Origin of the sequence: Thioclava atlantica (assembly GCF_000737065.1) — a bacterium.
Taxonomy (GTDB): Bacteria; Pseudomonadota; Alphaproteobacteria; order Rhodobacterales; family Rhodobacteraceae; genus Thioclava; species Thioclava atlantica.
In genome coordinates this window covers 73478-95858 of sequence record NZ_AQRC01000005.1, presented here as the reverse complement: position 1 = coordinate 95858, position 22381 = coordinate 73478, and the positions used below count along the sequence as shown (strand labels likewise).

Sequence of the window (22381 nt, the reverse complement as noted above, 5' to 3'; positions counted from 1 at the left end):
ATGAAAAAATAGGCAAATGCTGATTTTTCCCGCCCTCAGGCACTGGACGTAATTGTGATTCTTCGGTCAAAAGCGTAGCCATGATGCAAAGAGCTTCAGGAATGACCGTGCCGCAGGTTTTGACACTCGACGATATCGCCCTTTCGCCGCCGGTTTTTCTGGCGCCGATGGCCGGAATTACCGATCTGCCCTTCCGGCGGATGGTCGCGCGGTTCGGGGCGGGGCTTGTCGTGTCCGAAATGGTCGCGAGCGGCGAGATGCTGACCGCGAAACCCTCGGTGCGGGCGAAGGCCCGTGTCGAGATGGGGCTCGATCTGCCGACATCCGTGCAACTCGCGGGGCGCGAGGCGCAGGCGATGGCGGAAGCCGCGAAGATGGTGGCCGACATGGGCGCGCGGATCATCGACATCAATATGGGCTGCCCTGCGAAGAAGGTGACGGGCGGTGCCTCGGGCTCGGCGCTGATGCGCGATCCCGATCACGCGCTGCGTCTGATCGAGGCGACCGTGGGTGCGGTCGATCTGCCGGTAACGCTGAAGATGCGGCTCGGCTGGGATGATGACAGCCGCAACGCGCCCGAGATCGCGCGCCGCGCCGAAGCGGCCGGGATCCGGATGATCGTCGTGCACGGGCGCACCCGGATGCAGTTCTACAAGGGCTGCGCGGATTGGGACGCGATCGCCGAGACCCGCGCCGCAGTGAAGATCCCGGTGATCGCGAATGGCGATATCGTGGACCCGTCCAGCGCGCGCGAGGCGCTTGCGCGCTCGGGGGCGGCCGGCGTGATGGTCGGGCGCGGGGCGCAAGGCGCGCCCTGGCGGCTCGCCCGGATCGCGCAGGAACTCTATGACGCCCCGGCGCCGATCCTCCCGCGCGGTGACGCGCTTTGCGATTTCGTTTCCGAGCATTACGAGGCGATCTTGAGTTTCTACGGTCGGAATCTGGGGCTGCGGCTCGCGCGCAAGCATCTGGGTTGGTACGCCGATGAGGCGCGCGCGCCGTTGCGGGCGGAGATGCTGGTGAGCGAGACGCCCGAGGCGACGCTCGCTTTGATCGCGCGCGCCTTCGGCGAAAGGATGGCTGCATGAACCTGCCCGCCCCCGGCATCATCTGGAACTCGCTGCCCACGCCCGCGCTGCTGATCGATGGCGAGGACCGCGTCGACGAGGTGAACCCGGCCGCCGAAGCCTTCCTCAACCTCTCGGCCAAATCGCTCCGGCACCAGCCGATCGGCGAACGGCTCGCGATTTCCGCCCCGCTCGAGGAGATCTTCCGGCGCGTGCGCGAAAACCGGTCCTCGCTTTTCGTCAACGATGTCGAGGTCACGACGGGCGAGAAGGCCCCGGTGCAGTGCAACCTGCAGGCCGCGCCGGTGGGCGAGGACCCGCACCGGATCCTGCTCCTGATCGAACCGCGCGAACTGGCGGACCGGCTGGGGCGGGCGAGCCTGGTGAAATCCGCCGCGCGCTCGGCGATCGGCATGGCCGAGATGCTGGCCCATGAGATCAAGAACCCGCTCGCCGGAATCGCGGGCGCGGCGCAGCTCCTGAGCATGAACCTCACGGGCGAAGACCTTGAATTGACGGATCTGATCGTCGACGAGACCCGCCGCGTGGTGAAGCTTCTCGAACAGGTCGAGCAGTTCGGGAATGTCCGCCCGCCGGAGAAGAAGCCGGTGAACATTCATGACGTGCTCGACCGCGCGCGCAAATCCGCGATGGTGGGGTTCGGTGCGCATATGCTGATCGAGGAGGATTACGACCCCTCGCTGCCCGCAACGCTCGGCGATGCCGATCAGCTCACCCAGGTCTTCCTGAACCTTCTCAAGAACGCCGCGGAAGCCGCGGACGGGGCAGGAAAAATCAAGATCCGCACCTTCTACGAACACAGCCTGCGCCTGCGCCGCCCCGACGGGTCGGGCCAATCCCTGCCGCTTCAGGTCGAGATCATCGACGACGGTCCCGGCATCCCCGGCGAGATCGCGAACGAGATCTTCGAGCCCTTCGTGTCGGGGCGCGAGAACGGCACCGGGCTCGGTCTCGCGCTCGTCTCCAAGATCATTTCCGATCATGATGGCTGGATCACGCTCGACTCGGTCCCCGGTCGCACCCGTTTCCGTATTTCCCTGCCAGTTGCCCCGAAGGAGAGTTGAGCCATGGACGGCACCGTTCTTGTCGCCGATGACGATCGCACGATCCGCACCGTTCTCACCCAGGCGCTGACGCGGGCGGGGTGCAAGGTTCATGCCACCGCCTCGCTCGTGACGCTGATGCGGTGGGTCGAGGAGGGCAAGGGCGACCTGGTGATCTCGGATGTGATGATGCCCGACGGGAACGGGCTCGAAGCCCTGCCGCGGATTGCCGAGGAACGCCCCGGCCTGCCGGTGATCGTGATCTCGGCGCAGAACACGATCATGACCGCGATCCAGGCGGCCGAGGCGGATGCCTATGACTACCTGCCCAAGCCCTTCGATCTGCCCGACCTGATGAAGCGCGCCCAGAAGGCGCTCGAGCAGAAGCGGCGCGCGCCGGTCGCGGCGAAGTCGGGCGAGCCGGCGCCGGAGGGCGGCGATCTGCCTTTGGTGGGACGCACCGCGGCGATGCAGGAGCTCTACCGTCTCGTCGCGCGGGTGATGAACGCGGATCTCCCGGTCCTGATCGCCGGCGAGAGCGGCACCGGGAAATCGCTCATCGCCAAGGCGATCCATGATTTCTCCGACCGCCGCACGCTTCCGTTCGTGGTTGCGCAGGCGGGCGATCTGCAGGGCGCGGACGGGCCGGCGGCCCTTTTGTCGAAAGCCAAGGGCGGCTCGCTGGTCTTCGACGAGGTCGGCGATTACGACGAGGAGACGCAGGCGCGGATCGTGCGGATGCTCGACGCGCTGCCCGATCCCGCGCCGCGGATCATGGCCACGACGCAGATCGACCTCGCGGGGCTGATGGAATCGGGCAGCTTCCGGCAGGACCTGTTCTACCGGCTCGGCGGCGTGACGCTGAACGTGCCGTCCTTGCGCGAACGGGTCGAGGATATCCCGCTACTGGCCGAGCATTTCCTTGCCCGCGCCGAGCGCGACGGGCTGGGACTGCGCCGTTTCACGCCCGAGGCGATGCAGCTGGTGCGGGCCTATTCCTGGCCGGGCAATGTCCGCCAGCTCGAGAACACGATCCGGCGTCTGGTGGTGACCTCGCCCGAGGAAGAGATCACCCGCGCGGAAGTGGAATTCGTGCTCGGCAACCAGCCCGCGATCGAGCCGCTGCGCCAGGGGGGCGAGGGCGAGAAGCTCTCGGCCTCGATCGCGCGCCATCTGCGGCGGTATTTCGATCTGCATGGCGGATCGCTGCCCCCGCCGGGTCTTTATGACCGCATCCTCAAGGAGATGGAGGCGCCGCTGATCGAAATCGCGCTCGACGCGACGGGCGGCAATCAGGCCAGATGTGCCGATCTGCTCGGCATCAACCGCAATACGTTGCGAAAAAAGATCACGGATCTGGATATTCAGGTGACACGTCGTCGCAAACTGATGTAAACCCGCAACAGGACCCTGTGGCTTTTCCGCCCAGACGGAATCGCCGCCGGGTCCTCTGACAGGGGGCATCGGTGCAGGGCGGCACGGCATATAGATCAGGCTGGGACAGGCTCGCGCGGTTCAGGCGCCAGAAGCGGGTGCGCAACCTCTTCACGCTCGGGCTGGTCCTGCTGGGGCCCGCGCTTGCGATCGGCACATTCGTCATTCTCGGCCCGCTCGGACAGGGTGCCGACAGCGCCTCGCTGCGCCTGATCCTGCTGGGCGATTTCGTCTATTTCCTGCTGCTTGCCGGGCTGATCCTGATGCGCCTCGTGCAGATGGTCGCGGCGCGCCGCGCGCGATCCGCGGGCTCGCGCCTCACCTTGCGCCTCACCGGGGTCTTCGCAGGGATCGCGCTGGTTCCCACGATCCTCGTCGCGATCTTCGCGGGGCTCACGGTGAATATTGGCCTCGAGGGCTGGTTCTCGGATCGCGTGCGCTCGGTGGTGGGCACCTCGCTGCAGGCGGCCGAGGCCTATCAGAGCGAACACAAGCGCGATCTTGTGCAGGACGTGCGCGCGCTCGCGGGCTATCTCAACCTGCGCCGACAGGCCTCGACCTTCATGTCCGAGGGCGAGCTGCGCCAATTGCTCGTGACCGGGCAGGCCGGCATCCAGCGCGGGGTGAAAGAGGCCTATGTGATCGACGGGACGGGCAAGATCGTCGCGCGGGGCGAGAGATCCTACCTCTTCGATTACGAGGAGCCCTCGCCCAAGGACATCGTCGAGGCCCAGAAGGGCGAGACGGTGCTGATCGAGGACTGGCCGAATTCGGAGCTGCGCGCGCTGATGCGGCTCGATTCCTTCGTGGACCGCTATGTCTATATCTCGCGCAAGGTCGACGGGCAGATCCTGTCGCTCCTCGACAAGACGCGCGAGACGGTGACGCTGTATCAGCAACTCGAGACCGCGCGCGGGCGGGTGATCTTCGAGTTCGGCCTGGTCTATTTCGGCTTCGCGCTGATCCTGATCCTCGCAGCGGTGTGGATGGGGCTGTGGTTTGCCGAACGCCTCTCGCGCCCGATCGGGCGGCTCGCGGCGGCCGCCGAACGGGTCGGCGCGGGCGATCTCGACGCGAGGGTGATCGAGGCGGAGGGCGATGACGAGATCGCGACGCTCGGCGCCGCCTTCAACCGGATGACCAGCCAGCTCAAGGGCCAGCGCATGGCGCTGGTCGAGAACCACCGCGAGACCGAAGAGCGCCGACGGCTGTTCGACTCCGTTCTCTCCTCGGTGACGTCGGGCGTGGTCGGGCTCGACGCGGACGGCCGGATCGACTTCATGAACCGCGCTGCGATGCAGCTTCTCAAACTCGATCAGGCACACGACCACGCGCAGCCCGTCGCGAGCGTCGTTCCGGAATTCTCGGGACTTTACCGCCGCTTGCAGGACGGACTTCACGAAGTGGTTCAGGAGGAAATCCGTCTCTCGCGGGGCGGGCGTCTCGAAAGCCTTCTGGTGCGCATGGCGGTACGGCGCAACGATCTGGGTGCGCCCGAGGGCTATGTGGTCGCCTTCGAGGACGTGACCGAACTGGTCTCGGCGCAGCGGATGGCGGCCTGGGGCGATGTCGCGCGCCGCATCGCGCATGAGATCAAGAACCCGCTCACGCCGATCCAGCTTTCGGCCGAGCGGATCAAGCGCAAGTTCGGCCGGGCCCTCGAGGGCGAGGATGCCGAGGCGCTCACCCAGCTGACCGGCGTGATCGTGCGCCAGACCAACGACCTGCGGCGCATCGTCGACGAATTCTCGCGCTTCGCCCGCATGCCCGAGCCCGACCGCGCCGATCACGATCTCGCAGCACTCGTGCGCGACGCCGCGACCCTCCAGCAGGACGCGCTCAACGGGGCGCGGCTTGTCGCGGATGTGCCCAATGCGCCGGTGATCGTCGAACTCGATGCGACGATGATCTCGCAGGCGGTGACGAACCTCATCAAGAACGCCGGAGAAGCGATTGAATCCTATGTCGAAAAAGTTGCGGAAGAGGGATATCAGCCGGAGGTGCGCCTGAGCATGGAGGTCGCCCCCGATCAGGTGACGATCCGGATCGCCGATAACGGGATCGGCCTGCCGCCGGACCGCTCGCGCCTGTTCGAGCCTTACGTTACGACGCGCGAGAAAGGCACCGGGCTGGGGCTTCCCATCGTCAAGAAGATCATCGAGGAACATGGCGGGACGCTCAGTCTGACCGACGCGCCCGCTTTCGCGGAGGGGGCCCATCGCGGGGCGCTCGCCGAAATCAGACTGCCGCGCGCGCGTGCCGCGCTGCGGGCCATCAAGGAGAGGGGAGAAACCCCCGGGGAGACGACATGAGCGATATTCTGATCGTCGATGACGAGAAAGACATTCGAGAGCTGATCGCGGATATCCTGCGCGACGAGGGCTTCCAGACCCGGCTCGCGGCGAATTCCAACGAATGCATGGACGAGATCAACGCCCAGGAACCGGCGCTGATGATCCTCGATATCTGGCTGAAGGACAGCAAGATGGACGGGATCGACATCCTCAAGACGGTCAAGCGCGACAATCCCGACGTGCCGGTGATCATCATCTCGGGCCACGGCAATATCGAGATCGCGGTCGCAGCGATCAAGCAGGGCGCCTATGACTTCATCGAGAAGCCCTTCAATATCGACCAGTTGATGGTGGTGATCTCCCGCGCGATGGAGACCGCAAGGCTGCGGCGCGAGAACTCGACGCTCAGGCGCCGCGACATGTCCTCGGGCGACATGATCGGCGACTCGGCGGCCTTCCGTCGGCTGAAGGACCAGCTCGACAAGGTGACGAAATCCAACGGCCGGGTGATGCTGTCGGGCGAGCCGGGGTCGGGCAAGGAGATGGCCGCGCGCTATATCCATCAGTTCTCGACCCGCGCGGCGGGCCCCTTCGTCACCGTGAACTCCGCCTCGATCGAGCCCGACCGGATGGAAGAGGTCCTGTTCGGCCGCGAGACGCCCGAGCGCGGCGTCGAGAAGGGGTTGCTCGAACAGGCCCATGGCGGGGTGATCTATTTCGACGAGGTCGCCGAGATGCCGCTCGGCACGCAATCGAAGATCCTGCGCGTGCTCACCGAGCAGCAATTCCTGCGCGTGGGCGGGGCTGACAAGGTGCGCGTCGATCTGCGGGTGATCTCATCGACCACGCGCGACCTGATCGCGATGATCCGTTCCGGCGCCTTCCGCCAGGAGCTGTTCGACCGGCTCAACGTCGTCCCGATCGAGGTCCCGCCGCTGTCGGAGCGCCGCGAGGACGTGCCGCTGCTCGCGGCCCATTTCCTGCGCGGTTTCAACGAGACCCAGGGCCTTCCGCTGCGCGACATCTCGGAAGAGGCCGCGGCGCTGATGCAGACGATGGACTGGCCCGGCAATATCCGCCAGCTGCGCAACGTGATCGAACGCGTCCTCATTCTCGGCGAAGGCACCGGCACGATCGAGGCACGCGAATTGCCCGGTCAGGAAGCGCCTGCCGACGAAGGGCGCATCGTCCTCGGCGGGGCGCTCGCGACGCTGCCGCTGCGCGAGGCGCGCGAGCTTTTCGAACGGGAATATCTGCTGACACAGATCAACCGCTTCGGGGGCAATATCTCGCGCACGGCGAATTTCGTCGGGATGGAGCGCTCGGCGCTGCACCGCAAGCTCAAATCGCTCGGCGTGGTGACCACGAACAAGGCCGGCGCGCGCGTGGCCCATGTGGAGGGCGACGAGTAAAGAAAAACGCGCCCCGGACCGGAGCGCGTCTTCTCTTCGATATCGGAAAAACCGGGGATCAGGGGGGCGAAGGCCCCCCTTTCTCATTTCTCGGGCAGCAGCCCACGCGGGCTGAAGCGCAGCACCGCGAGCAGGATCACCCCCATCACCAGCATCCGCATATGCGGTGCCGAGCGGATCATGTGATCGTGGAAGGCGCCATCGGGGATGGGGCTTGCGAGAACCGACATGATATCGGGGCCCCAATCGCCCGCCTTGACCCAGACATACCAGATCAGCACGCCGCCGAGGATCGAGCCCCAGTTGTTGCCCGAGCCGCCCACGATCACCATCACGAGGATCAGGAAGGTGTAGCGCAGCGGGTTGTAGGAGGTCGGCGTCATCTGCCCGTCGAGCGAGATCATCATCGCGCCCGCGAGACCGATCACCGCAGAGCCCAGAACGAAGATCTGCAAGTGGCGGCGGGTGACGTTCTTGCCCATCGCGGCGGCGGAGATCTCGTTGTCGCGGATCGCGCGCATCATCCGGCCCCAGGGGCTTTTGAGCGCCATTTCGGTGAGCCAGATCAGCGCGAGGATCACCACCACGAAGAGCGCGAGGAAGGCGAATTTCACCGTCAGCGTCGAGGCGGTCTGCGGGTCGATCCCCCAGGCCTGCGCCTTGGCGACGAACTCGGCGCTGTTTTGCAGGTCGATCTCGTAGGGCACGGGCCAGGGCCGGGGGATGCCGTTGACGTTGAGCACGCCGCGGTCGAGCCATTGCTCGTTCTTGAGTACCGCGACGAGAATTTCCGCGATCCCGAGCGTCGCGATCGCGAGATAATCCGAACGCAGCCCGAGTGCGGTCTTGCCCACGAGCCAGGCCGCACCGGCCGCGAGCAGGGCGCCCACGGGCCAGCTCACCAGCGTCGGAAGGCCGAGCCCGCCCAGATTGCCCGCGGCCGAGGGGTTGATCGCCTCGATCGCGCTCACCGCCGGGTCGAAGATCGCGCGATAGAGGAAGAACCCCGCGATCAGCACACCCGCCACCGCGAGCGCGCGCGCCCGCCCGGCGAGGTTGCGATAGAGCCAGATCGCGGCGAGCACCGCGATGATCGCGACGGCGAAGGCGGCCATGATGGCGAAGCCCCCGGCGGCGAAGGCGCCCGGAGTGGGCGGCATCGAGATCAGGACGGGCGCGATCCCGCCAAGCGCGAGAAAGCCCATCGCGCCCGCGTTGAACAGGCCCGCATAGCCCCATTGCATGTTCACCCCGAGCGCCATGATCGCGCTCAGAAGGCCCATGTTGACGATGCCGAGCGCCGAGTTCCAGCCCGAGGTCAGCCCCTCGATCACGATCAGCGCGGTCATGATGGCGAAGAAAAGCGGCGCGCGCAGACGGCTCGCCTCGCCCGGTTGACGTGCAGTGCTCATACGATTTTCCCCTTGAAGAGGCCGGTCGGCTTGAAGATCAGCACGAGGATCAGGATCGTGAAGCTGACCGCATATTTGTAATCGGTGGAGAGAAGCTGGACGAGCCCGTCCGGCTCCCAGTTCGGGATCAGATAGGTCGCGACCTTCTTCCAGGCATAGGTGAGGCCGACCTCGGAGAAGGAGATCACGAAACCGCCCGCGATCGCGCCCACCGGGTTGCCGATACCGCCGACGATGGCCGAGGCGAAGATCGGCAGCAGCAGCTGGAAGTAGGTGAAGGCCTTGAAGCTCTTGTCGAGCCCGTAAAGGGTACCTGCGATGGTCGCGAGCGCCCCGGTGATGATCCAGGTCACGGCGACCACCTTGTTCGGATCGATCCCCGACAGGAGCGCCAGATCCTCGTTATCCGAAAAGGCGCGCATCGACTTGCCGGTGCGCGTGCGGTTGAGGAACCAGAACAGGATCGCCACGGTGATGATCGCGGTGACGACGGTGATGACCTGGGTCGAACGCAGCGTGAGCGGCTCGGCCAGCCCCGTCATCTCGCGCCATTGCCGGGCGTTGATGACGAAGCGCGCGCCATCGTCGAAATTGATCTGGTCGACGCCGATCAGGAAACGGGTGAGCGCGTTCATCACGAACATGACGCCGACCGAGACCATCACCATCACCACCGGGGCCGCGCGGACCTTGCGGTAATATTGATAGACGACCTTGTCGGTGCCCAGCATCAGCGCCGCGGTGGCGAGGATGCCGAAGGGCAGGGCGAGGAGCGCGGTGGGCAGCGGACCGAAGCTGATCCCCAGCGACTGGAAGCCCCAGGTGACGAGGATCACGACCCCGGTGCCGAAGGCCATCGTGTCGCCATGGGCGAAGTTGGAAAAGCGCAGGATCGAGTAGATCAGCGTGACCCCGAGCGCCCCGAGCGCGAGCTGCGCGCCATAGGCGGTAGCGGGGATGATGACGTAATTGGTGATCGCGACGAGCGCGTTGACGAGTTCCATGCTCAGCCCCCCAGGAAGGTGCGGCGGACTTCCGGGTCGGCCAAGAGCGCCTGTCCGGTGTCGGTGTATTTGTTGGCGCCTTGCACGAGGACATAGCCTTTGTCCGCGATCTCAAGAGCTTGGCGGGCGTTCTGTTCGACCATCAGGATCGAGATGCCGGTGCGGGCAACCTCGATGATCCGGTCGAAGAGCTCGTCCATCACGATGGGCGAGACGCCCGCGGTCGGCTCGTCGAGCATCAGGAGTTTCGGCTTGGTCATAAGCGCGCGGCCCACGGCCACCTGCTGACGCTGCCCGCCCGAAAGCTCGCCCGCATTCTGACGACGCTTTTCCTTCAGGATCGGGAAGAGATCGAAGACCTGCTCCATCGTGGTGCGGAAATCGTCGTCGCGGATGAAGGCGCCCATCTCGAGGTTTTCCTCGACCGACATGGTGGGGAAGACGTTGTTGACCTGCGGCACGAAGCCCATGCCCTTCTTCACCCGATCCTGCGGCGACAGCGTGGTGATGTCCTCGCCATCGAGCGTCACCCGGCCCGCGCGCAGCGGCAGCATCCCGAACACCGCCTTCATCGCGGTCGATTTGCCCGCGCCGTTGGGGCCGACGATCACCGCGATCTGGCCTCTCTCGACGGTCAGGGTGCAGGAATGGAGAATATCGGCCTTGCCATAGCCGCCGGTCATCTCGGACGCGTTCAGATAGCTCATGCGTCGCCTCCCTTGCCGGCTTCGTCGCCAAGGCCCGGCTGTGCGCCGTGATCCTCGTGGGCAGCGGTCTCGCGCGCCTCCTCGGCGGTGACCTTGTTCTTCAGGCCGGTGCCGAGATAGGCCTCGATCACCGCCTCGTTTTCCATGATGTGATCGGCCGAGCCCTGCGCCAGAACCTTGCCCTCGGCCATCACGATGACCGGGTCGCAAAGGCGGCCGATGAAATCCATGTCATGCTCGATCACGCAGAAGGTGTAGCCGCGCTCCTTGTTGAGCCGGACGATGGCGTCGCCGATCGTGTTGAGAAGCGTGCGGTTCACCCCTGCGCCGACCTCGTCGAGGAAGACGATCTTCGCCTCGACCATCATCGTGCGGCCAAGCTCCAGGAGCTTCTTCTGGCCGCCCGAGAGGTTGCCGGCCTTCTCGTCGCGCAGATGCGAAATCGTCAGGAAATCAAGCACCTCGTCGGCTTTCTTCAGAAGCGCCTCTTCCTCTTCGCGAATATGGCGGCGCCCGAACCAGGTGTTCCAGAGCGTCTCGCCGGCCTGGCTCGAGGGAACCATCATCAGGTTCTCGCGCACGGTGAGCGAAGGGAATTCATGCGCGATCTGGAAGGTGCGCAGCAGCCCCTTGTGGAACAGCTCGTGCGGTTTGAGCCCGGTGATGTCCTCGCCATCCATCGTGACCCGGCCCGCGGTCGGTTCATGAACGCCGGCGATCACGTTGAAGAGAGTGGATTTTCCCGCGCCGTTGGGACCGATCAGACCGGTGATGGAACCGGTCGCGATCTCCAGCGATGCATCATCGACGGCGCGAAACCCGCCGAAGGATTTTACTAGGTTTTCGACCCGGATCATGGGTTCCCCTGGTTTCAAGCATTGCGTGAGCTTCACGCTGCAAGCCTTTGTTATAATTGAAAACAGCCCGGATCTCTCCGGGCTGTTTCAGATCTGCGGTCGGATTAGCGGTATTTCACCGTTTCCATCTTGCCGTCCTTGAACACGATCTCGCGGAACGTGCCCGAGGCTTCGCCATTGCCGATCAGGTGCACGGCGGTGGCGCCTTCGTAGTTGATCGGCTTGCCTTCCTTGATCAGCTCGAGACCCTTGGCGAGCTCACCCGCGTAGATCTTCTCGCCGTCGCCGTTGGCGATATCCATGATCTTGTCCTTGTAGACCTTCGGATCGGTCGAGTTCGCAGCCTGCATCGCGAGCAGCATCAGCGCCGCGGCGTCATAGGCTTCGCCCGCATAGACCGAGGTGCCGTCGAAGCCGGCGGTCTTGGCCATCGCGAGGAACTTGTCGTGGCCTTCGCCTTCCGAGGAGGGCACCTGGCCGAACGAGCCGTTCACTTCCGAGCCGAAATTGTCTTCCAGCGTCTGGCTGATCATGCCGTCGGGGAAGACGAAGGTCTCGAAGGCGCCGGTGTCGAGCGCGCCGCGCAGGATGCCCGAGCCGCCCTGGTCGATATAGCCGGCGATCACGAGCGCATCACCGCCCGCCGAGGCCAGCGAGGCCACTTCGGCGGAGTAGTCGCCCTTGCCGTCCTCATGCGCGGCCGAGATCGTGATCTTGCCGCCCTTGGCTTCGTAGGCCTTCTGGAAGCTGTCCGCGAGACCCTTGCCGTAGTCGTTGTTGGTATAGGTCAAGGCGACCGACTTGATGCCCTTCTCGAGGATCTCGTCGGCCATGATTTCGCCCTGACGCGCATCCGAAGGCGCGGTGCGGAAGAACAGGCCGTCATCGGCCATGGTCGACAGCGCCGGCGAGGTTGCCGAGGGCGAGATCATCACGATGCCGTTCGACATCGCGACATTCTGCAGAACGGCCGTGGTCGCGCCCGAGCACATCGCGCCCATGATGCCCGCCACCTTGTCCGAGGTGACCAGCGTTTCGGCGGCGGCAGTCGCGGCGGCGGCGTCGATGCAGGTCGAGTCCCCGCGCACCGGCGTCACGGTGTCGCCACCGAGCAGCTTGCCGGAATCCGAGACTTCCTTCATCGCCATCTCGGCGCCCTGAGCCATCGGCGGGGCCAGCGATTCAAGCGGTCCGGTGAAGCCCAGCAGGACCCCCATCTTCACATCAGCGGCGAAAGCACCGGTCGCGCCGAATGCGATCGCGGCCGAGGCCAGAAGAAGTTTTTTCATTAATTCACTCCCGTGTTGGAACTCGCGTTCTGGCGCGAGGTTAGTGCGCGGTTTCGCAAAATGGAAGAACCGCTGGCGTGCAGATCACGCGAAAAACTGGCCCGAAGGTCAAGAACGCGCGAAATCGACGTTACGGCAATTCGGGCCTTCGTGCGAATTCGTGAAAAGATTCGCAAGAGGTCGCGCAATTTTCAGTCATCTTTCCCGAAGGCATCACCCGCGAGGGTTGCGTCGGGCGCCTCGCGCTCACCCGATCCGCTCGTGCCGCGTTCGCGATAGGGGGTGGTCTGGTAATGCGCGCGGTAGCATTTCGAGAAATGCGAGGGGCTCGCGAAGCCGCAGGCCATCGCCACGTTGATCACGCTCATCTCGGTCTGCATCAGAAGGTTGCGCGCCTTTTGCAGCCGCAATTCCATGTAATAGCGCTTCGGGCTGCGATTGAGATAGCGGCGGAACAACCGTTCGAGCTGGCGCGCGGACATGCCGACTTCGGTGGCGAGCTGGGCGGGGCTGATCGGCTCCTCGATATTGGCCTCCATCCGGCCGATCACCTGCGCGAGTTTCGGATGGCGCACCCCGATCCGGGTCGGGATCGAGAGCCTTTGCGTGTCGCGATCGGAGCGGATCGAGGAATGGATGAGCTGATCGGCGACGGTATTGGCCAGTTCCTCCCCGTGATCGCGCGCGATCAGCCGCAGCATCAGGTCGATCGAGGCGGTGCCGCCGGCGGTCGTCACCCGGTTCCCGTCGATCACGAAGACGCCCTTGGTCAACTCGACCTCCGGGAAATCCTCGGAGAAGGAATCCGTGTTCTCCCAATGGATCGTCGCGCGGCGCCCGTCGAGAAGCCCCGCCTTGGCAAGCGCATAGGAGCCGGTGCAGAGCCCGCCGATCACCGCGCCGCGTCGCGCCTCGCGCCGCAGCCAGTTCAGGATCGGCTTGTCGATCGCCTCGGCCACGTCGATCCCGCCGCAGACCAGAACCATCGTGTCGCGCCCGAGTTCGTCGAGCCCGATATCGGTGCGAAACACCGTCCCGTTCGAGCAGGCGACGTCTTTTGCGTCCTCCGAGGCCAGTTGCCAGCTGTAGAGTTCGCGACCCGAGACCTGGTTGGCCAGACGCAGCGGCTCGATCGCGCTGGCGAAGGCGATCATCGTGAAGCGATCGAGCAGGAGAAAGACGACCTTGCGCTGCCGGCTCTCGCTTGCCAGACGCACCATGCCCTGCGACGGGGCGGGGCGGGGCGGTTTGCGGTCGGTCATCGCGTCTCTCTCGGATGGCATCTGTCAAATCACGGAAACAGGAAAATGACAGCGCCCGCAAGAGGCGCGGGCCGGGCGCATTGCGCGCTGTTAGCGTTAAATTCGGGTTTGTTCTCTGGGCCGGGCGCGGCTATAAGCCCGCTTTGACACAGGTACCATGCTTTGGAGGATCAGATGGGCAAGGGTTGGAGCAAATCGGACTGGCGCGCGAAACCGCGGGTTCAGATGCCCGACTATCCCGATCAGGCAGCGCTGAACGCGGTCGAGGCGCAGCTGGCGCGGATGCCGCCGCTGGTCTTCGCGGGCGAGGCGCGTCGCCTCAAGGCGGATCTCGCCAAGGCGGCCGCGGGCGAGGCCTTCCTGCTCCAGGGCGGGGACTGCGCCGAGGCGTTCGGGGAATTCTCGGCCGACAATATCCGCGACACGTTCAAGGTCATGCTGCAGATGGCGGTCGTGCTCACCTGGGGCGCGAAAGTGCCGGTGATCAAGGTCGGCCGGATGGCGGGCCAGTTCGCCAAGCCGCGCTCGGCGCCCACCGAGACGATCAGCGGGACCGAGCTGCCCTCCTACCGGGGCGATATCATCAACGGCTTCGACTTCACCCCCGAGGCGCGCATCCCCGATCCGAACCGGATGCTGCAGGCCTATACCCAGGCTGCGGCCTCGCTGAACCTGCTGCGCGCCTTCTCGACGGGCGGTTTCGCCGACATGCACCGCGTCCAGAGCTGGATCGCGGGCTTCACCGATGCGGACGAGGCCGAGAAATACCGCCAGGTCGCGGACCAGATCTCGGAGGCGATGGAGTTCATGCGCGCCGCCGGCGTGACCGCCGAGACCGCGCATGAGCTGGGTTCGGTCGATTTCTACACCAGCCACGAGGCGCTGCTTCTGGAATATGAAGAGGCGCTGTGCCGGATCGATTCCACGACCGGGATGCCGATCGCGGGCACCGGGCACATGCTCTGGATCGGCGACCGCACCCGCCAGCCCGACGGCGCGCATGTCGAGTTCTGCCGCGGCGTGCAGAACCCGATCGGGCTGAAATGCGGCCCCACCACCACCGAGGACGACCTCAAGGTGCTGATGGAGAAGCTGAACCCGGAAAACGAACCGGGCCGCCTGACGCTGATCGCGCGCTTCGGCGCGGGCAAGGTCGGCGATCATCTGCCGCGCCTGATCCGCACCGTGCAATCGGAGGGCGCGAACGTGCTTTGGTCCTGCGATCCGATGCATGGCAACACGATCAAGTCGGCGAGCGGTTTCAAGACCCGGCCCTTCGATTCCGTGCTGCGCGAGGTGCGCGAGTTCTTCTCCGTCCACAAGGCGGAAGGGACGATCCCGGGCGGCGTCCATTTCGAGATGACCGGCAAGGACGTGACCGAATGTACCGGCGGCGTGCGCGCGGTGACCGACGAGGATCTGTCCTCGCGTTACCACACCGCCTGCGATCCGCGCCTGAACGCCTCGCAAGCGCTCGAGCTGGCCTTCCTCGTGGCCGAGGAGCTGCGCGACCGGCGCGCCCTCGCGAAAGCCGCCTCGCAGTAAGGTCGATTGGAAGAGAAAAAAGGCCCGGTGGCGCAAGCCCCCGGGCCTTTTTCATGATCTCTCAGCTCTCGCTTCGCACGATGCGGAACATCGCGCGGCGCTCCTCGGGCGTCATGTCGGCGAGTTGGACATCCGCGGGCAGGCGCCGCGTGACGTGATAGGGCGCGGGAGGCTCGCTCAGGCCGGACAGGGCAGGGCGCATCCGGACCGGTTCAGCGGTGAGCGGCGTGATCCGGGTTTCGAGGAAGGAAAAGCGGCGGGGCGCGCGCCCGATCACGCCCTCGGCCACGAGGCAGCCGAGCGCACGGTCCACCGTTCCGAATTCCGAACTCAGCGGCAGCAGGAGAAGATGCGCCTCCATCTCGGGCTTGCCGAGCGCGACCTCGGCGCGCAACGTCGCCTCGACCCGCGCGGGCGTCGCGAAGGCGGCCTCGGTCAATGTGCCGAGCCGCTCCCGTGCGTCGGGCGCGAAGAAGACGGAAAGCGGCATGCCGCGCACCTCCATCCCCATCAGATCACCGAGATGCATCCCGGCGAGCCGGAACCGCGCGACCGACGGGGCGACGCGTTCGAGGATGAAGGCGAATTCGAGCGCCCGTTCGAGGCCGCGCGGATCGACCTCGGCACGCGCCGGCATCAGCCGGCCACGCCGCAACCCGTCCCAATAGCCTTGTATTTCATTGACCTTGCGCCGTCCCGTGCCCGCACCGAGCCGAACCCGCATGTCACCGTAATCGCGTGTCATGATCCATCTGCCCAATGCGGGTGGCGATGGCCACCCGGGCCCCCAGATGTCCCGCTTCAGTCCGTTCTGGCACTTCGGCCCCTTGCGGTTGACCGTCGAAGCGAAATCGTTACTGAACTCTTAATACGCCATTTCTCCGCTCGTTTGGAAAAGAAAGTCCTAAATGGTTAAAACGATGGATGACATACGCCCGCCGCATGAAACCGTTTCGATGACCGGCTTCGCCGCACGGCGGGGCAGCGGGCTGGGGCATGACTGGAGCTGGGATATCCGCGCGGTCAATGGCAAGGGGTTCGACCTGCGGCTGCGACTTCCCGAGATCGAGGGGCTGGAACCCGCGCTGCGCAAGGCGGTGGCGGGGCGCGTGGCGCGCGGCAATGTCTCGGTCTCGTTGCGGCTCACCCGCAGCGCGGAGGCCGAGACGCTGCATCTCGACCCGCATCTGCTCGATGCGGCGATCACTGCGATCGAGACGGCGCAGGAGGCGGCGCGCAAGCGCGGACTGGACCTTGCGCCGGTAACGGCAAGCGATCTGGTGACGATGCGCGGGGTGATCGAGCATGGCGCGCCGCCCGTCGAGGATCCGGCGCCGCTGCGTGAGGCGCTTCTGGCCGATTTCACGGCGCTCCTCGAGGCGTTTTGCGAGATGCGTCGGGTCGAGGGGCAGGGTCTCGGGGCGGTCATCGCCGCCCAGATCGACCGCATCGCGGCGCTGGTGGCCGAGGCCGAGAGCGCCGCGGAAGCCCGCCGTCCCGAAACCGCCCGAACCGTGCGCGAGGCGCTGGCGCGGGTGATGGAGGGCGCGGCGGAAATCGACGAGGCGCGGCTGTTGCAGGAGCTGGCGGTCATCGCGATGAGAAATGACGTCACCGAGGAAATCGACCGTCTGCGCGTCCACGTCTCGGCCGCGCGGACCCTGCTGGTCGAACCCGGCGCGGTCGGACGGAAGTTCGAGTTTCTGGCGCAGGAATTCGTGCGCGAGGCCAACACGCTATGTTCGAAATCGAATGACGCGGCGCTGACCCAGATCGGCCTTGCGCTCAAGCATGTGATCGATCAGATGCGCGAGCAGATCCAGAACGTGGAGTGAGCCCCATGCCCGACAGCACCCGCCGCGGCCTTCTGATCATCCTGTCCTCGCCATCGGGCGCGGGCAAATCGACCCTCGCGCGGCGGCTGATGGACTGGGACCCGACCTTGCGCTTCTCGGTCTCCGCGACCACCCGCGCCCCGCGGCCGGGCGAGACCGACGGGGTGGAGTATTTCTTCAAGTCGCGCGCCGAGTTTCAGGACATGGTGATGGCGGGAGAGATGCTCGAACATGCCGAGGTCTTCGGCAATCTCTACGGCACGCCCAAGGGCCCGGTCGAGGCGGCGATGGCGCAGGGGCGCGACACGCTTTTCGACGTGGACTGGCAGGGTGGGCAGCAGATCCGCAATTCCGCGCTCGGCAAGGACGTGATCTCGATCTTCATCCTGCCGCCCTCGATCACCGAGCTGGAAAGCCGGCTGCGCGGTCGCGCCCAGGACAGCGACGAGGTGATCCGCGGCCGGATGGAAAAATCGCTTTCCGAGATCAGCCACTGGTCCGAATATGACTATGTTCTGGTCAATGACGATCTCGACCGGGCGGAGGAGAAGCTGCGCACGATCCTGAGCGCCGAGCGCCAGCGGCGCGACCGTCAGGTCTGGCTGAACGATTTCGTGCGAGGGTTGAACAGGGAGTTTGAACGCCGATGATCTACGAACTTGACGGGAGCGCCCCCGAGATCGCCGCGAACGCCTGGGTCGCACCCGACGCCAACCTGATCGGCAAGGTGGTGCTCGAAGATGCGGCCTCGGTCTGGTTCGGCTGCACGCTGCGCGGCGACAACGAGGAGATCCGCGTCGGCGCGGGGTCCAACGTGCAGGAGAACGTGGTCTGCCACACCGATATGGGCTTCCCGCTCGTCATCGGGGCGAATTGCACGATCGGCCACAAGGCGATGCTGCATGGCTGCTCGATCGGCGAGGGAAGCCTGATCGGGATGGGGGCGACCGTGCTCAACGGCGCGAAGATCGGCCGCGGCTGCCTGATCGGCGCCGGAGCGCTGATCACCGAGGGCAAGGAGATCCCCGATGGCAGCCTCGTGATGGGCGCGCCGGGGAAAGTGGTGCGCGAGCTCGACACCGCGGCGCGAGAGGCGCTTCTGGCCTCGGCCGCGCATTACCGCGCGAATGCGGCAAGATTTTCCAAAGGCTTGCGGCCGCTCAGCTAATTCGCGCGATCCGAACCGCAGGGGATTTCGAGAATATCGAAATCCAGCCTCGGGAATTCGCTGCGCACCTCTTTGCGGATCGCACCGAAATTCGGCAAGGGCGTACTGAAGGCGCGCAGTGCGCCGCAATATTTCGCATCGACGAGAACCCGCGCCAGATCGAGAATATCGAACCGTTCGGTGAAAAGCGGCGAGAGAACCAGCTCTGGCGCGGCCTGCGCGAGAAAGCTCCGGTTGAGCGCCTCGAACCGCGTCACCGTCAGCGAGAGGTCGCCGCCCCCGGTCAGCGCGGCGGGAAGATCCTGCGCCGGATCCACCAGCAGGAGGTTGCGGCTATCCGCGCCCTTATGGCGGTGGATCAGCAGCGCCCGCAGGGCCTGCGTGGACTTTGGCGGACGCGACATCGGCGGAAAACCTCTCGACTGCCGGAGAAACCGCGGACCCTCGTCTCATTCGACCCGCGAGCGAAATTGTCGAATACACGCTTAGGTTTAGCGCCCTCCAACACAGGCGACAACCAGTTTCGCTCGCAATCTGCGAAAGGCGCGGCCGGGGCGACCGGTCACAGGGAAAAGACGCATTGTCGCAACAGCTTTACACTCCCGTTGCTATTCCCGAAAGCTCGGTCCGAAACAGAGGTGGAGAGGTATGGCTGATTCTTCCTTGCGCGCGGTTCTCGATGCGCTGCCCCACGCGGTCCTGCTGATCGGGATCGACGAGCGTGTCGCGCTCGCGAATGCCGGAGCGCGGCGCATGCTTGGCGAGCAGATCATCGGCAAACCCTATGTCACCGTGCTGCGCCAGCCGGGCTTCGGGGTGGCGGTGGGCGCGGCGCTGCGGGGTGCGCGGCCCGAGCCGGTGCGGCTGCGCTTCTCGACGCCGGGGCAGGGAGAGACGATCCAGATGGTCACGCTGGTGCCGCTCCCGCCCGCGCCCGAAGGCCCGCTGCAACGCCCCTCGGCGCTCGCGAGCTTCGAGGATGTCGGCGCGCTGGAAGAGGCCGAGGCGATGCGGCGCGACTTCGTCGCCAATGTCAGCCACGAATTGCGCACGCCGCTCACCGCGCTGATGGGCTTCATCGAGACGCTGCGCTCCTCGGCGCGCGACGACCCGGCCGCGCGCGACCGCTTCCTGTCGATCATGGAGCGCGAGGCCGCGCGGATGAACCGGCTCGTGGGCGACCTGCTCTCGCTCAGCCGGGTGGAGAGCGAGGAACGCGTGCGCCCGACCACGCAGGTCGATCTCTCTCTGGTGCTGCGCAGCGTGGTGCAGAATCTCGGCCAGGTCGCCGAGGATTCCGGCGTCGCGCTGATCCGCGAGGGCGAGGAGGGCGCGCTCACCGTTCGGGGCGATCCCGACCAGCTCACGCAGGTCTTTTCGAACCTCGTCGAGAACGCGGTGAAATATGGCGGGCAGGGCGGCGAGGTGCGCATCAGGATCGGCGCGATCGCGCATGAGCCGGTGCTGCGCGGCGCGGCTTACAAGATCGACGTGATCGACAAGGGGGAAGGGATCGACCCGCAGCACCTGCCGCGGCTGACCGAACGCTTCTACCGCGTCGATACCCATCGCTCGCGCGAGAAGGGCGGCACCGGCCTCGGGCTCGCCATCGTCAAGCATATCGTCGCCCGGCATCGCGGCCGGTTCCGGATCCAGAGCGAGCAGGGCAAGGGCAGCTGCTTCAGCGTGATCCTGCCCGCCGGTTGAGGTGCACTGGACGGAAGGGAGTGCGGCTCTCACTGTCGCCGGACGGCGACAATTCACGGGAGATGAGGGGGCGCTGCCCCCTCTTTCCTTACGGAAATTTACCCCCGGGATATTTGGATCAAGAGGAAGACCCTTTTCTTCGTCTCTTGGAAGATCCCTTGGGGGCCGCGCAGCGGAGGGGGCGCGAAGCCGGGTGGGGGCCCTGGATCCATGCAAGGAAACGGATTCTGCACCTGCACCTGTCTCGGGGCCGAGACAGGTCGAGCTTCACAGCGCCGTGCGGCGGCTAGGCGCATTCGGGCCTCGTCGCCATCCTCGAAGACGTGACGCGCCCCATTGGGGTGGCGCGAAACTCTGGGAGGAAGACAATGGCCAACGATATGGCAACCGAATTCAAGGGCGTCATGACCTCGCCCTTCCGCGAGCGCTACGGCAACTTCATCGGCGGCACGTTCAAGGCGCCGAATGCGGGCAAGTATTTCGACAACATCACGCCGCTGACCGGCGCGAAGATCTGCGAATGCGCCCGCTCGGACGCATCCGACATCGAGGACGCGCTCGACGCCGCCCATGCCGCGAAGGCGAAATGGGGCCACGAGATGTCGCCCACCGAACGCGCCAATATCCTGCTCAAGATCGCCGACCGGATGGAGCAGAATGCCGAGCTGCTCGCGGTGTGCGAGACCTGGGACAACGGCAAGCCGATCCGCGAGACCCGTGCCGCCGACATTCCGCTCGCGATCGATCATTTCCGCTATTTCGCGGGCGTGCTGCGCGGTCAGGAAGGCACGATGTCCGAGATCGACGCCGACACCGTCGCCTATCACTTCCATGAACCGCTCGGCGTCGTGGGGCAGATCATCCCGTGGAACTTCCCGCTGCTGATGGCGGCGTGGAAACTCGCCCCGGCGCTGGCGGCGGGCAATTGCGTCGTGCTCAAGCCCGCCGAGCAGACCCCGGCGACGATCATGGTCTTCGCCGAGCTGATCGCCGATCTGCTGCCCGATGGCGTGCTCAATGTGGTGAACGGCTTCGGCCTCGAGGCGGGCAAGCCGCTCGCGCAGAGCCCGCGCATCGCCAAGATCGCCTTCACCGGCGAGACCACGACCGGTCGCCTGATCATGCAATACGCGACCGAGAACCTGATCCCGGTGACGCTGGAACTGGGCGGCAAGTCGCCCAACATCTTCTTCTCGGATGTCTGCCGCGAGGATGACGCCTTCTTCGACAAGGCGATCGAGGGCTTCGTGCTGTTCGCGCTCAACCAGGGCGAGGTCTGCACCTGTCCCAGCCGCGCGCTGATCCAGGAGGATATCTACGAGCAGTTCATGGAGCGCGCGATCAAGCGCACCCAGGCGATCATCCAGGGCGACCCGCGCAAGGACGACACGATGATCGGCGCGCAGGCCTCTTCCGAGCAGCAGGAGAAGATCCTCTCCTATCTCGATATCGGCCGCAAGGAAGGCGCGGAGGTGCTCACCGGCGGGGCGGCCGCCGATCTGGGCGGCGATCTGTCGAGCGGCTATTACATCCAGCCGACGATCCTGAAGGGCCATAACAAGATGCGGGTCTTCCAGGAGGAGATCTTCGGCCCCGTCGTCTCGGTCACCACCTTCAAGGACCAGAACGAGGCGCTCGAGATCGCCAATGACACGCTTTACGGGCTCGGCGCGGGCGTGTGGTCGCGCGATGCCAATACCTGCTACCGCTTCGGGCGCAAGATCCAGGCGGGGCGGGTCTGGGTGAACAATTACCACGCTTATCCCGCGCATGCCGCCTTCGGGGGCTACAAGCAGTCCGGCATCGGGCGCGAGACCCACAAGATGATGCTCGATCACTACCAGCAGACCAAGAACATGCTGGTGAGCTACAATCCGAACAAGCTCGGATTCTTCTGAGGCCGCGCTTGGCGAGACGACGCGTGGGGGGCTGTCGGCCCCCCACACCCCCCGAGGATATTTCGATCAAGAGGAAGGAGCGGGCATGGGAGAGGTGCGTGCCACCCCGGCGGCGCTTGCGCTGCTCAAGGAGATCGTCGCCGATCACGGGCCGGTCCTATTCCACCAGTCGGGCGGGTGCTGCGACGGCTCCGCGCCGATGTGCTATCCGCAAGGCGAGTTCCGGATCGGCGAGAGCGACGTGCAACTGGGCGAGATCGCCGGGATGCCGGTCTATATCTCGGGGCCGCAATACGCGGTCTGGAAACATACCGACCTGATCATCGACGCGATCCCCGGCCTGGGCGGCGGGCAGTTCAGCCTCGACAATGGCCGGCCGATGCGGTTCCTGACGCGCTCGGAGATCTGCGAGCGGCCCTGAGCGAG

General features: G+C 65.6%; 20 protein-coding genes. 12 read left to right on the top strand and 8 right to left on the bottom strand.

Annotation, left to right across the window (positions count from 1 at the left end; translation table 11 throughout):
* The first annotated feature begins 101 nt into the window (after nt 1–101).
* From dusB to ntrX, 5 genes are all read left to right on the top strand, one after another.
* The gene (dusB, locus tag DW2_RS07985) at nt 102–1088 is read left to right on the top strand and encodes a tRNA dihydrouridine synthase DusB (protein ID WP_038145266.1); all 987 of its coding nucleotides are present in this window, start codon (nt 102–104) and stop codon (nt 1086–1088) included.
* Entirely contained in the window at nt 1085–2152 is a 1068-nt protein-coding gene (locus DW2_RS07980) for a two-component system sensor histidine kinase NtrB (protein ID WP_038145265.1), read from the top strand. The genes dusB and DW2_RS07980 overlap by 4 nt, the downstream gene beginning before the upstream one ends.
* A gap of 3 nt (nt 2153–2155) precedes the next feature.
* A complete protein-coding gene (locus tag DW2_RS07975; protein ID WP_038145264.1) occupies nt 2156–3526 on the top strand; it encodes a sigma-54-dependent Fis family transcriptional regulator in 1371 nt (456 codons plus the stop codon).
* Between the two features lie 137 nt (nt 3527–3663).
* Entirely contained in the window at nt 3664–5877 is a 2214-nt protein-coding gene (locus DW2_RS07970) for a sensor histidine kinase NtrY-like (RefSeq protein WP_238321291.1), read from the top strand.
* Nucleotides 5874–7271, top strand: a complete 1398-nt coding sequence (gene ntrX, locus DW2_RS07965; protein WP_038145259.1) for a nitrogen assimilation response regulator NtrX — start codon at nt 5874–5876, stop codon at nt 7269–7271. The genes DW2_RS07970 and ntrX overlap by 4 nt, the downstream gene beginning before the upstream one ends.
* Before the next feature lie 83 nt (nt 7272–7354).
* Here the strand turns inward: ntrX and DW2_RS07960 are convergent, their stop codons facing one another.
* The 6 genes from DW2_RS07960 to DW2_RS07935 all read right to left on the bottom strand — a co-directional run bounded on the left by DW2_RS07960 (nt 7355) and on the right by DW2_RS07935 (nt 13760).
* A complete protein-coding gene (locus DW2_RS07960) occupies nt 7355–8683 on the bottom strand; it encodes a branched-chain amino acid ABC transporter permease (protein ID WP_038145258.1) in 1329 nt (442 codons plus the stop codon).
* Entirely contained in the window at nt 8680–9687 is a 1008-nt protein-coding gene (locus DW2_RS07955) for a branched-chain amino acid ABC transporter permease (protein WP_038145257.1), read from the bottom strand. The genes DW2_RS07960 and DW2_RS07955 overlap by 4 nt, the downstream gene beginning before the upstream one ends.
* Nucleotides 9688–9689: 2 nt before the next feature.
* Complete coding sequence (locus tag DW2_RS07950; RefSeq protein WP_038145255.1) at nt 9690–10394, bottom strand: ABC transporter ATP-binding protein; 705 nt, start codon at nt 10392–10394, stop codon at nt 9690–9692.
* Entirely contained in the window at nt 10391–11251 is an 861-nt protein-coding gene (locus tag DW2_RS07945; RefSeq protein WP_038145253.1) for an ABC transporter ATP-binding protein, read from the bottom strand. Before DW2_RS07945 ends, DW2_RS07950 begins: the two co-directional genes overlap by 4 nt.
* Before the next feature lie 104 nt (nt 11252–11355).
* On the bottom strand, nt 11356–12540 hold the full coding sequence (locus tag DW2_RS07940; protein WP_038145252.1) for an ABC transporter substrate-binding protein: 1185 nt from the start codon (nt 12538–12540) through the stop codon (nt 11356–11358).
* A 191-nt stretch (nt 12541–12731) separates the two neighbouring features.
* Nucleotides 12732–13760 carry a GlxA family transcriptional regulator gene (locus tag DW2_RS07935; RefSeq protein ID WP_051855700.1) on the bottom strand — a complete coding sequence of 343 codons (1029 nt, stop codon included), beginning with the start codon at nt 13758–13760 and terminating at the stop codon, nt 12732–12734.
* A gap of 216 nt (nt 13761–13976) precedes the next feature.
* Here DW2_RS07935 and DW2_RS07930 point away from each other — a divergent pair, with 216 nt between their 5' ends.
* The gene (locus tag DW2_RS07930) at nt 13977–15347 is read left to right on the top strand and encodes a class II 3-deoxy-7-phosphoheptulonate synthase (RefSeq protein ID WP_038145251.1); all 1371 of its coding nucleotides are present in this window, start codon (nt 13977–13979) and stop codon (nt 15345–15347) included.
* A gap of 61 nt (nt 15348–15408) precedes the next feature.
* Here DW2_RS07930 and DW2_RS07925 read toward each other — a convergent pair whose 3' ends face one another.
* Nucleotides 15409–16092, bottom strand: coding sequence for a PAS domain-containing protein (locus DW2_RS07925; protein WP_051855655.1), 684 nt, complete (start codon nt 16090–16092; stop codon nt 15409–15411).
* 163 nt (nt 16093–16255) lie between these two features.
* Here DW2_RS07925 and DW2_RS07920 point away from each other — a divergent pair, with 163 nt between their 5' ends.
* From DW2_RS07920 to DW2_RS07910, 3 genes are read left to right on the top strand one after another with little or no spacing between them, the layout of a single operon-like run.
* Nucleotides 16256–17182 carry a YicC/YloC family endoribonuclease gene (locus DW2_RS07920; protein WP_238321290.1) on the top strand — a complete coding sequence of 309 codons (927 nt, stop codon included), beginning with the start codon at nt 16256–16258 and terminating at the stop codon, nt 17180–17182.
* A gap of 5 nt (nt 17183–17187) precedes the next feature.
* Nucleotides 17188–17832 (top strand): guanylate kinase, encoded by a 645-nt coding sequence (gene gmk, locus DW2_RS07915; RefSeq protein ID WP_038145250.1) that lies wholly within the window; start codon nt 17188–17190, stop codon nt 17830–17832.
* Complete coding sequence (locus tag DW2_RS07910; protein WP_038145247.1) at nt 17829–18350, top strand: gamma carbonic anhydrase family protein; 522 nt, start codon at nt 17829–17831, stop codon at nt 18348–18350. The genes gmk and DW2_RS07910 overlap by 4 nt, the downstream gene beginning before the upstream one ends.
* Here DW2_RS07910 and DW2_RS07905 read toward each other — a convergent pair.
* The gene (locus tag DW2_RS07905; RefSeq protein ID WP_038145246.1) at nt 18347–18754 is read right to left on the bottom strand and encodes a hypothetical protein; all 408 of its coding nucleotides are present in this window, start codon (nt 18752–18754) and stop codon (nt 18347–18349) included. The two genes, DW2_RS07910 and DW2_RS07905, sit on opposite strands and share 4 nt — an antisense overlap.
* A gap of 244 nt (nt 18755–18998) precedes the next feature.
* On the opposite strand from DW2_RS07905, the gene DW2_RS07900 reads away from it, so the two are divergent.
* The 3 genes from DW2_RS07900 to DW2_RS07890 all read left to right on the top strand — a co-directional run bounded on the left by DW2_RS07900 (nt 18999) and on the right by DW2_RS07890 (nt 22376).
* Complete coding sequence (locus DW2_RS07900; RefSeq protein WP_038145245.1) at nt 18999–20057, top strand: ATP-binding protein; 1059 nt, start codon at nt 18999–19001, stop codon at nt 20055–20057.
* 368 nt (nt 20058–20425) lie between these two features.
* Nucleotides 20426–21955 (top strand): aldehyde dehydrogenase, encoded by a 1530-nt coding sequence (adh, locus tag DW2_RS07895; RefSeq protein ID WP_051855650.1) that lies wholly within the window; start codon nt 20426–20428, stop codon nt 21953–21955.
* 85 nt (nt 21956–22040) lie between these two features.
* Nucleotides 22041–22376, top strand: a complete 336-nt coding sequence (locus DW2_RS07890; RefSeq protein ID WP_081874908.1) for a DUF779 domain-containing protein — start codon at nt 22041–22043, stop codon at nt 22374–22376.
* Nucleotides 22377–22381 lie beyond the last annotated feature (5 nt).

What these genes read in the sequence shown, in the direction of transcription:
- DW2_RS07890 (WP_081874908.1), top strand. Translation starts at nt 22,041, where the DNA reads ATGGGAGAGGTGCGTGCCACCCCGGCGGCGCTTGCGCTGCTCAAGGAG.
- dusB (WP_038145266.1), top strand. Translation starts at nt 102, where the DNA reads ATGACCGTGCCGCAGGTTTTGACACTCGACGATATCGCCCTTTCGCCG.
- DW2_RS07975 (WP_038145264.1), top strand. Translation starts at nt 2,156, where the DNA reads ATGGACGGCACCGTTCTTGTCGCCGATGACGATCGCACGATCCGCACC.
- DW2_RS07905 (WP_038145246.1), bottom strand. Translation starts at nt 18,754, where the DNA reads ATGTCGCGTCCGCCAAAGTCCACGCAGGCCCTGCGGGCGCTGCTGATC.
- DW2_RS07955 (WP_038145257.1), bottom strand. Translation starts at nt 9,687, where the DNA reads ATGGAACTCGTCAACGCGCTCGTCGCGATCACCAATTACGTCATCATC.
- DW2_RS07960 (WP_038145258.1), bottom strand. Translation starts at nt 8,683, where the DNA reads ATGAGCACTGCACGTCAACCGGGCGAGGCGAGCCGTCTGCGCGCGCCG.
- DW2_RS07920 (WP_238321290.1), top strand. Translation starts at nt 16,256, where the DNA reads ATGGTTAAAACGATGGATGACATACGCCCGCCGCATGAAACCGTTTCG.
- DW2_RS07980 (WP_038145265.1), top strand. Translation starts at nt 1,085, where the DNA reads ATGAACCTGCCCGCCCCCGGCATCATCTGGAACTCGCTGCCCACGCCC.
- ntrX (WP_038145259.1), top strand. Translation starts at nt 5,874, where the DNA reads ATGAGCGATATTCTGATCGTCGATGACGAGAAAGACATTCGAGAGCTG.
- DW2_RS07930 (WP_038145251.1), top strand. Translation starts at nt 13,977, where the DNA reads ATGGGCAAGGGTTGGAGCAAATCGGACTGGCGCGCGAAACCGCGGGTT.
- DW2_RS07950 (WP_038145255.1), bottom strand. Translation starts at nt 10,394, where the DNA reads ATGAGCTATCTGAACGCGTCCGAGATGACCGGCGGCTATGGCAAGGCC.
- gmk (WP_038145250.1), top strand. Translation starts at nt 17,188, where the DNA reads ATGCCCGACAGCACCCGCCGCGGCCTTCTGATCATCCTGTCCTCGCCA.
- DW2_RS07935 (WP_051855700.1), bottom strand. Translation starts at nt 13,760, where the DNA reads ATGGTGCGTCTGGCAAGCGAGAGCCGGCAGCGCAAGGTCGTCTTTCTC.
- adh (WP_051855650.1), top strand. Translation starts at nt 20,426, where the DNA reads ATGGCCAACGATATGGCAACCGAATTCAAGGGCGTCATGACCTCGCCC.
- DW2_RS07940 (WP_038145252.1), bottom strand. Translation starts at nt 12,540, where the DNA reads ATGAAAAAACTTCTTCTGGCCTCGGCCGCGATCGCATTCGGCGCGACC.
- DW2_RS07910 (WP_038145247.1), top strand. Translation starts at nt 17,829, where the DNA reads ATGATCTACGAACTTGACGGGAGCGCCCCCGAGATCGCCGCGAACGCC.
- DW2_RS07945 (WP_038145253.1), bottom strand. Translation starts at nt 11,251, where the DNA reads ATGATCCGGGTCGAAAACCTAGTAAAATCCTTCGGCGGGTTTCGCGCC.
- DW2_RS07925 (WP_051855655.1), bottom strand. Translation starts at nt 16,092, where the DNA reads ATGACACGCGATTACGGTGACATGCGGGTTCGGCTCGGTGCGGGCACG.
- DW2_RS07900 (WP_038145245.1), top strand. Translation starts at nt 18,999, where the DNA reads ATGGCTGATTCTTCCTTGCGCGCGGTTCTCGATGCGCTGCCCCACGCG.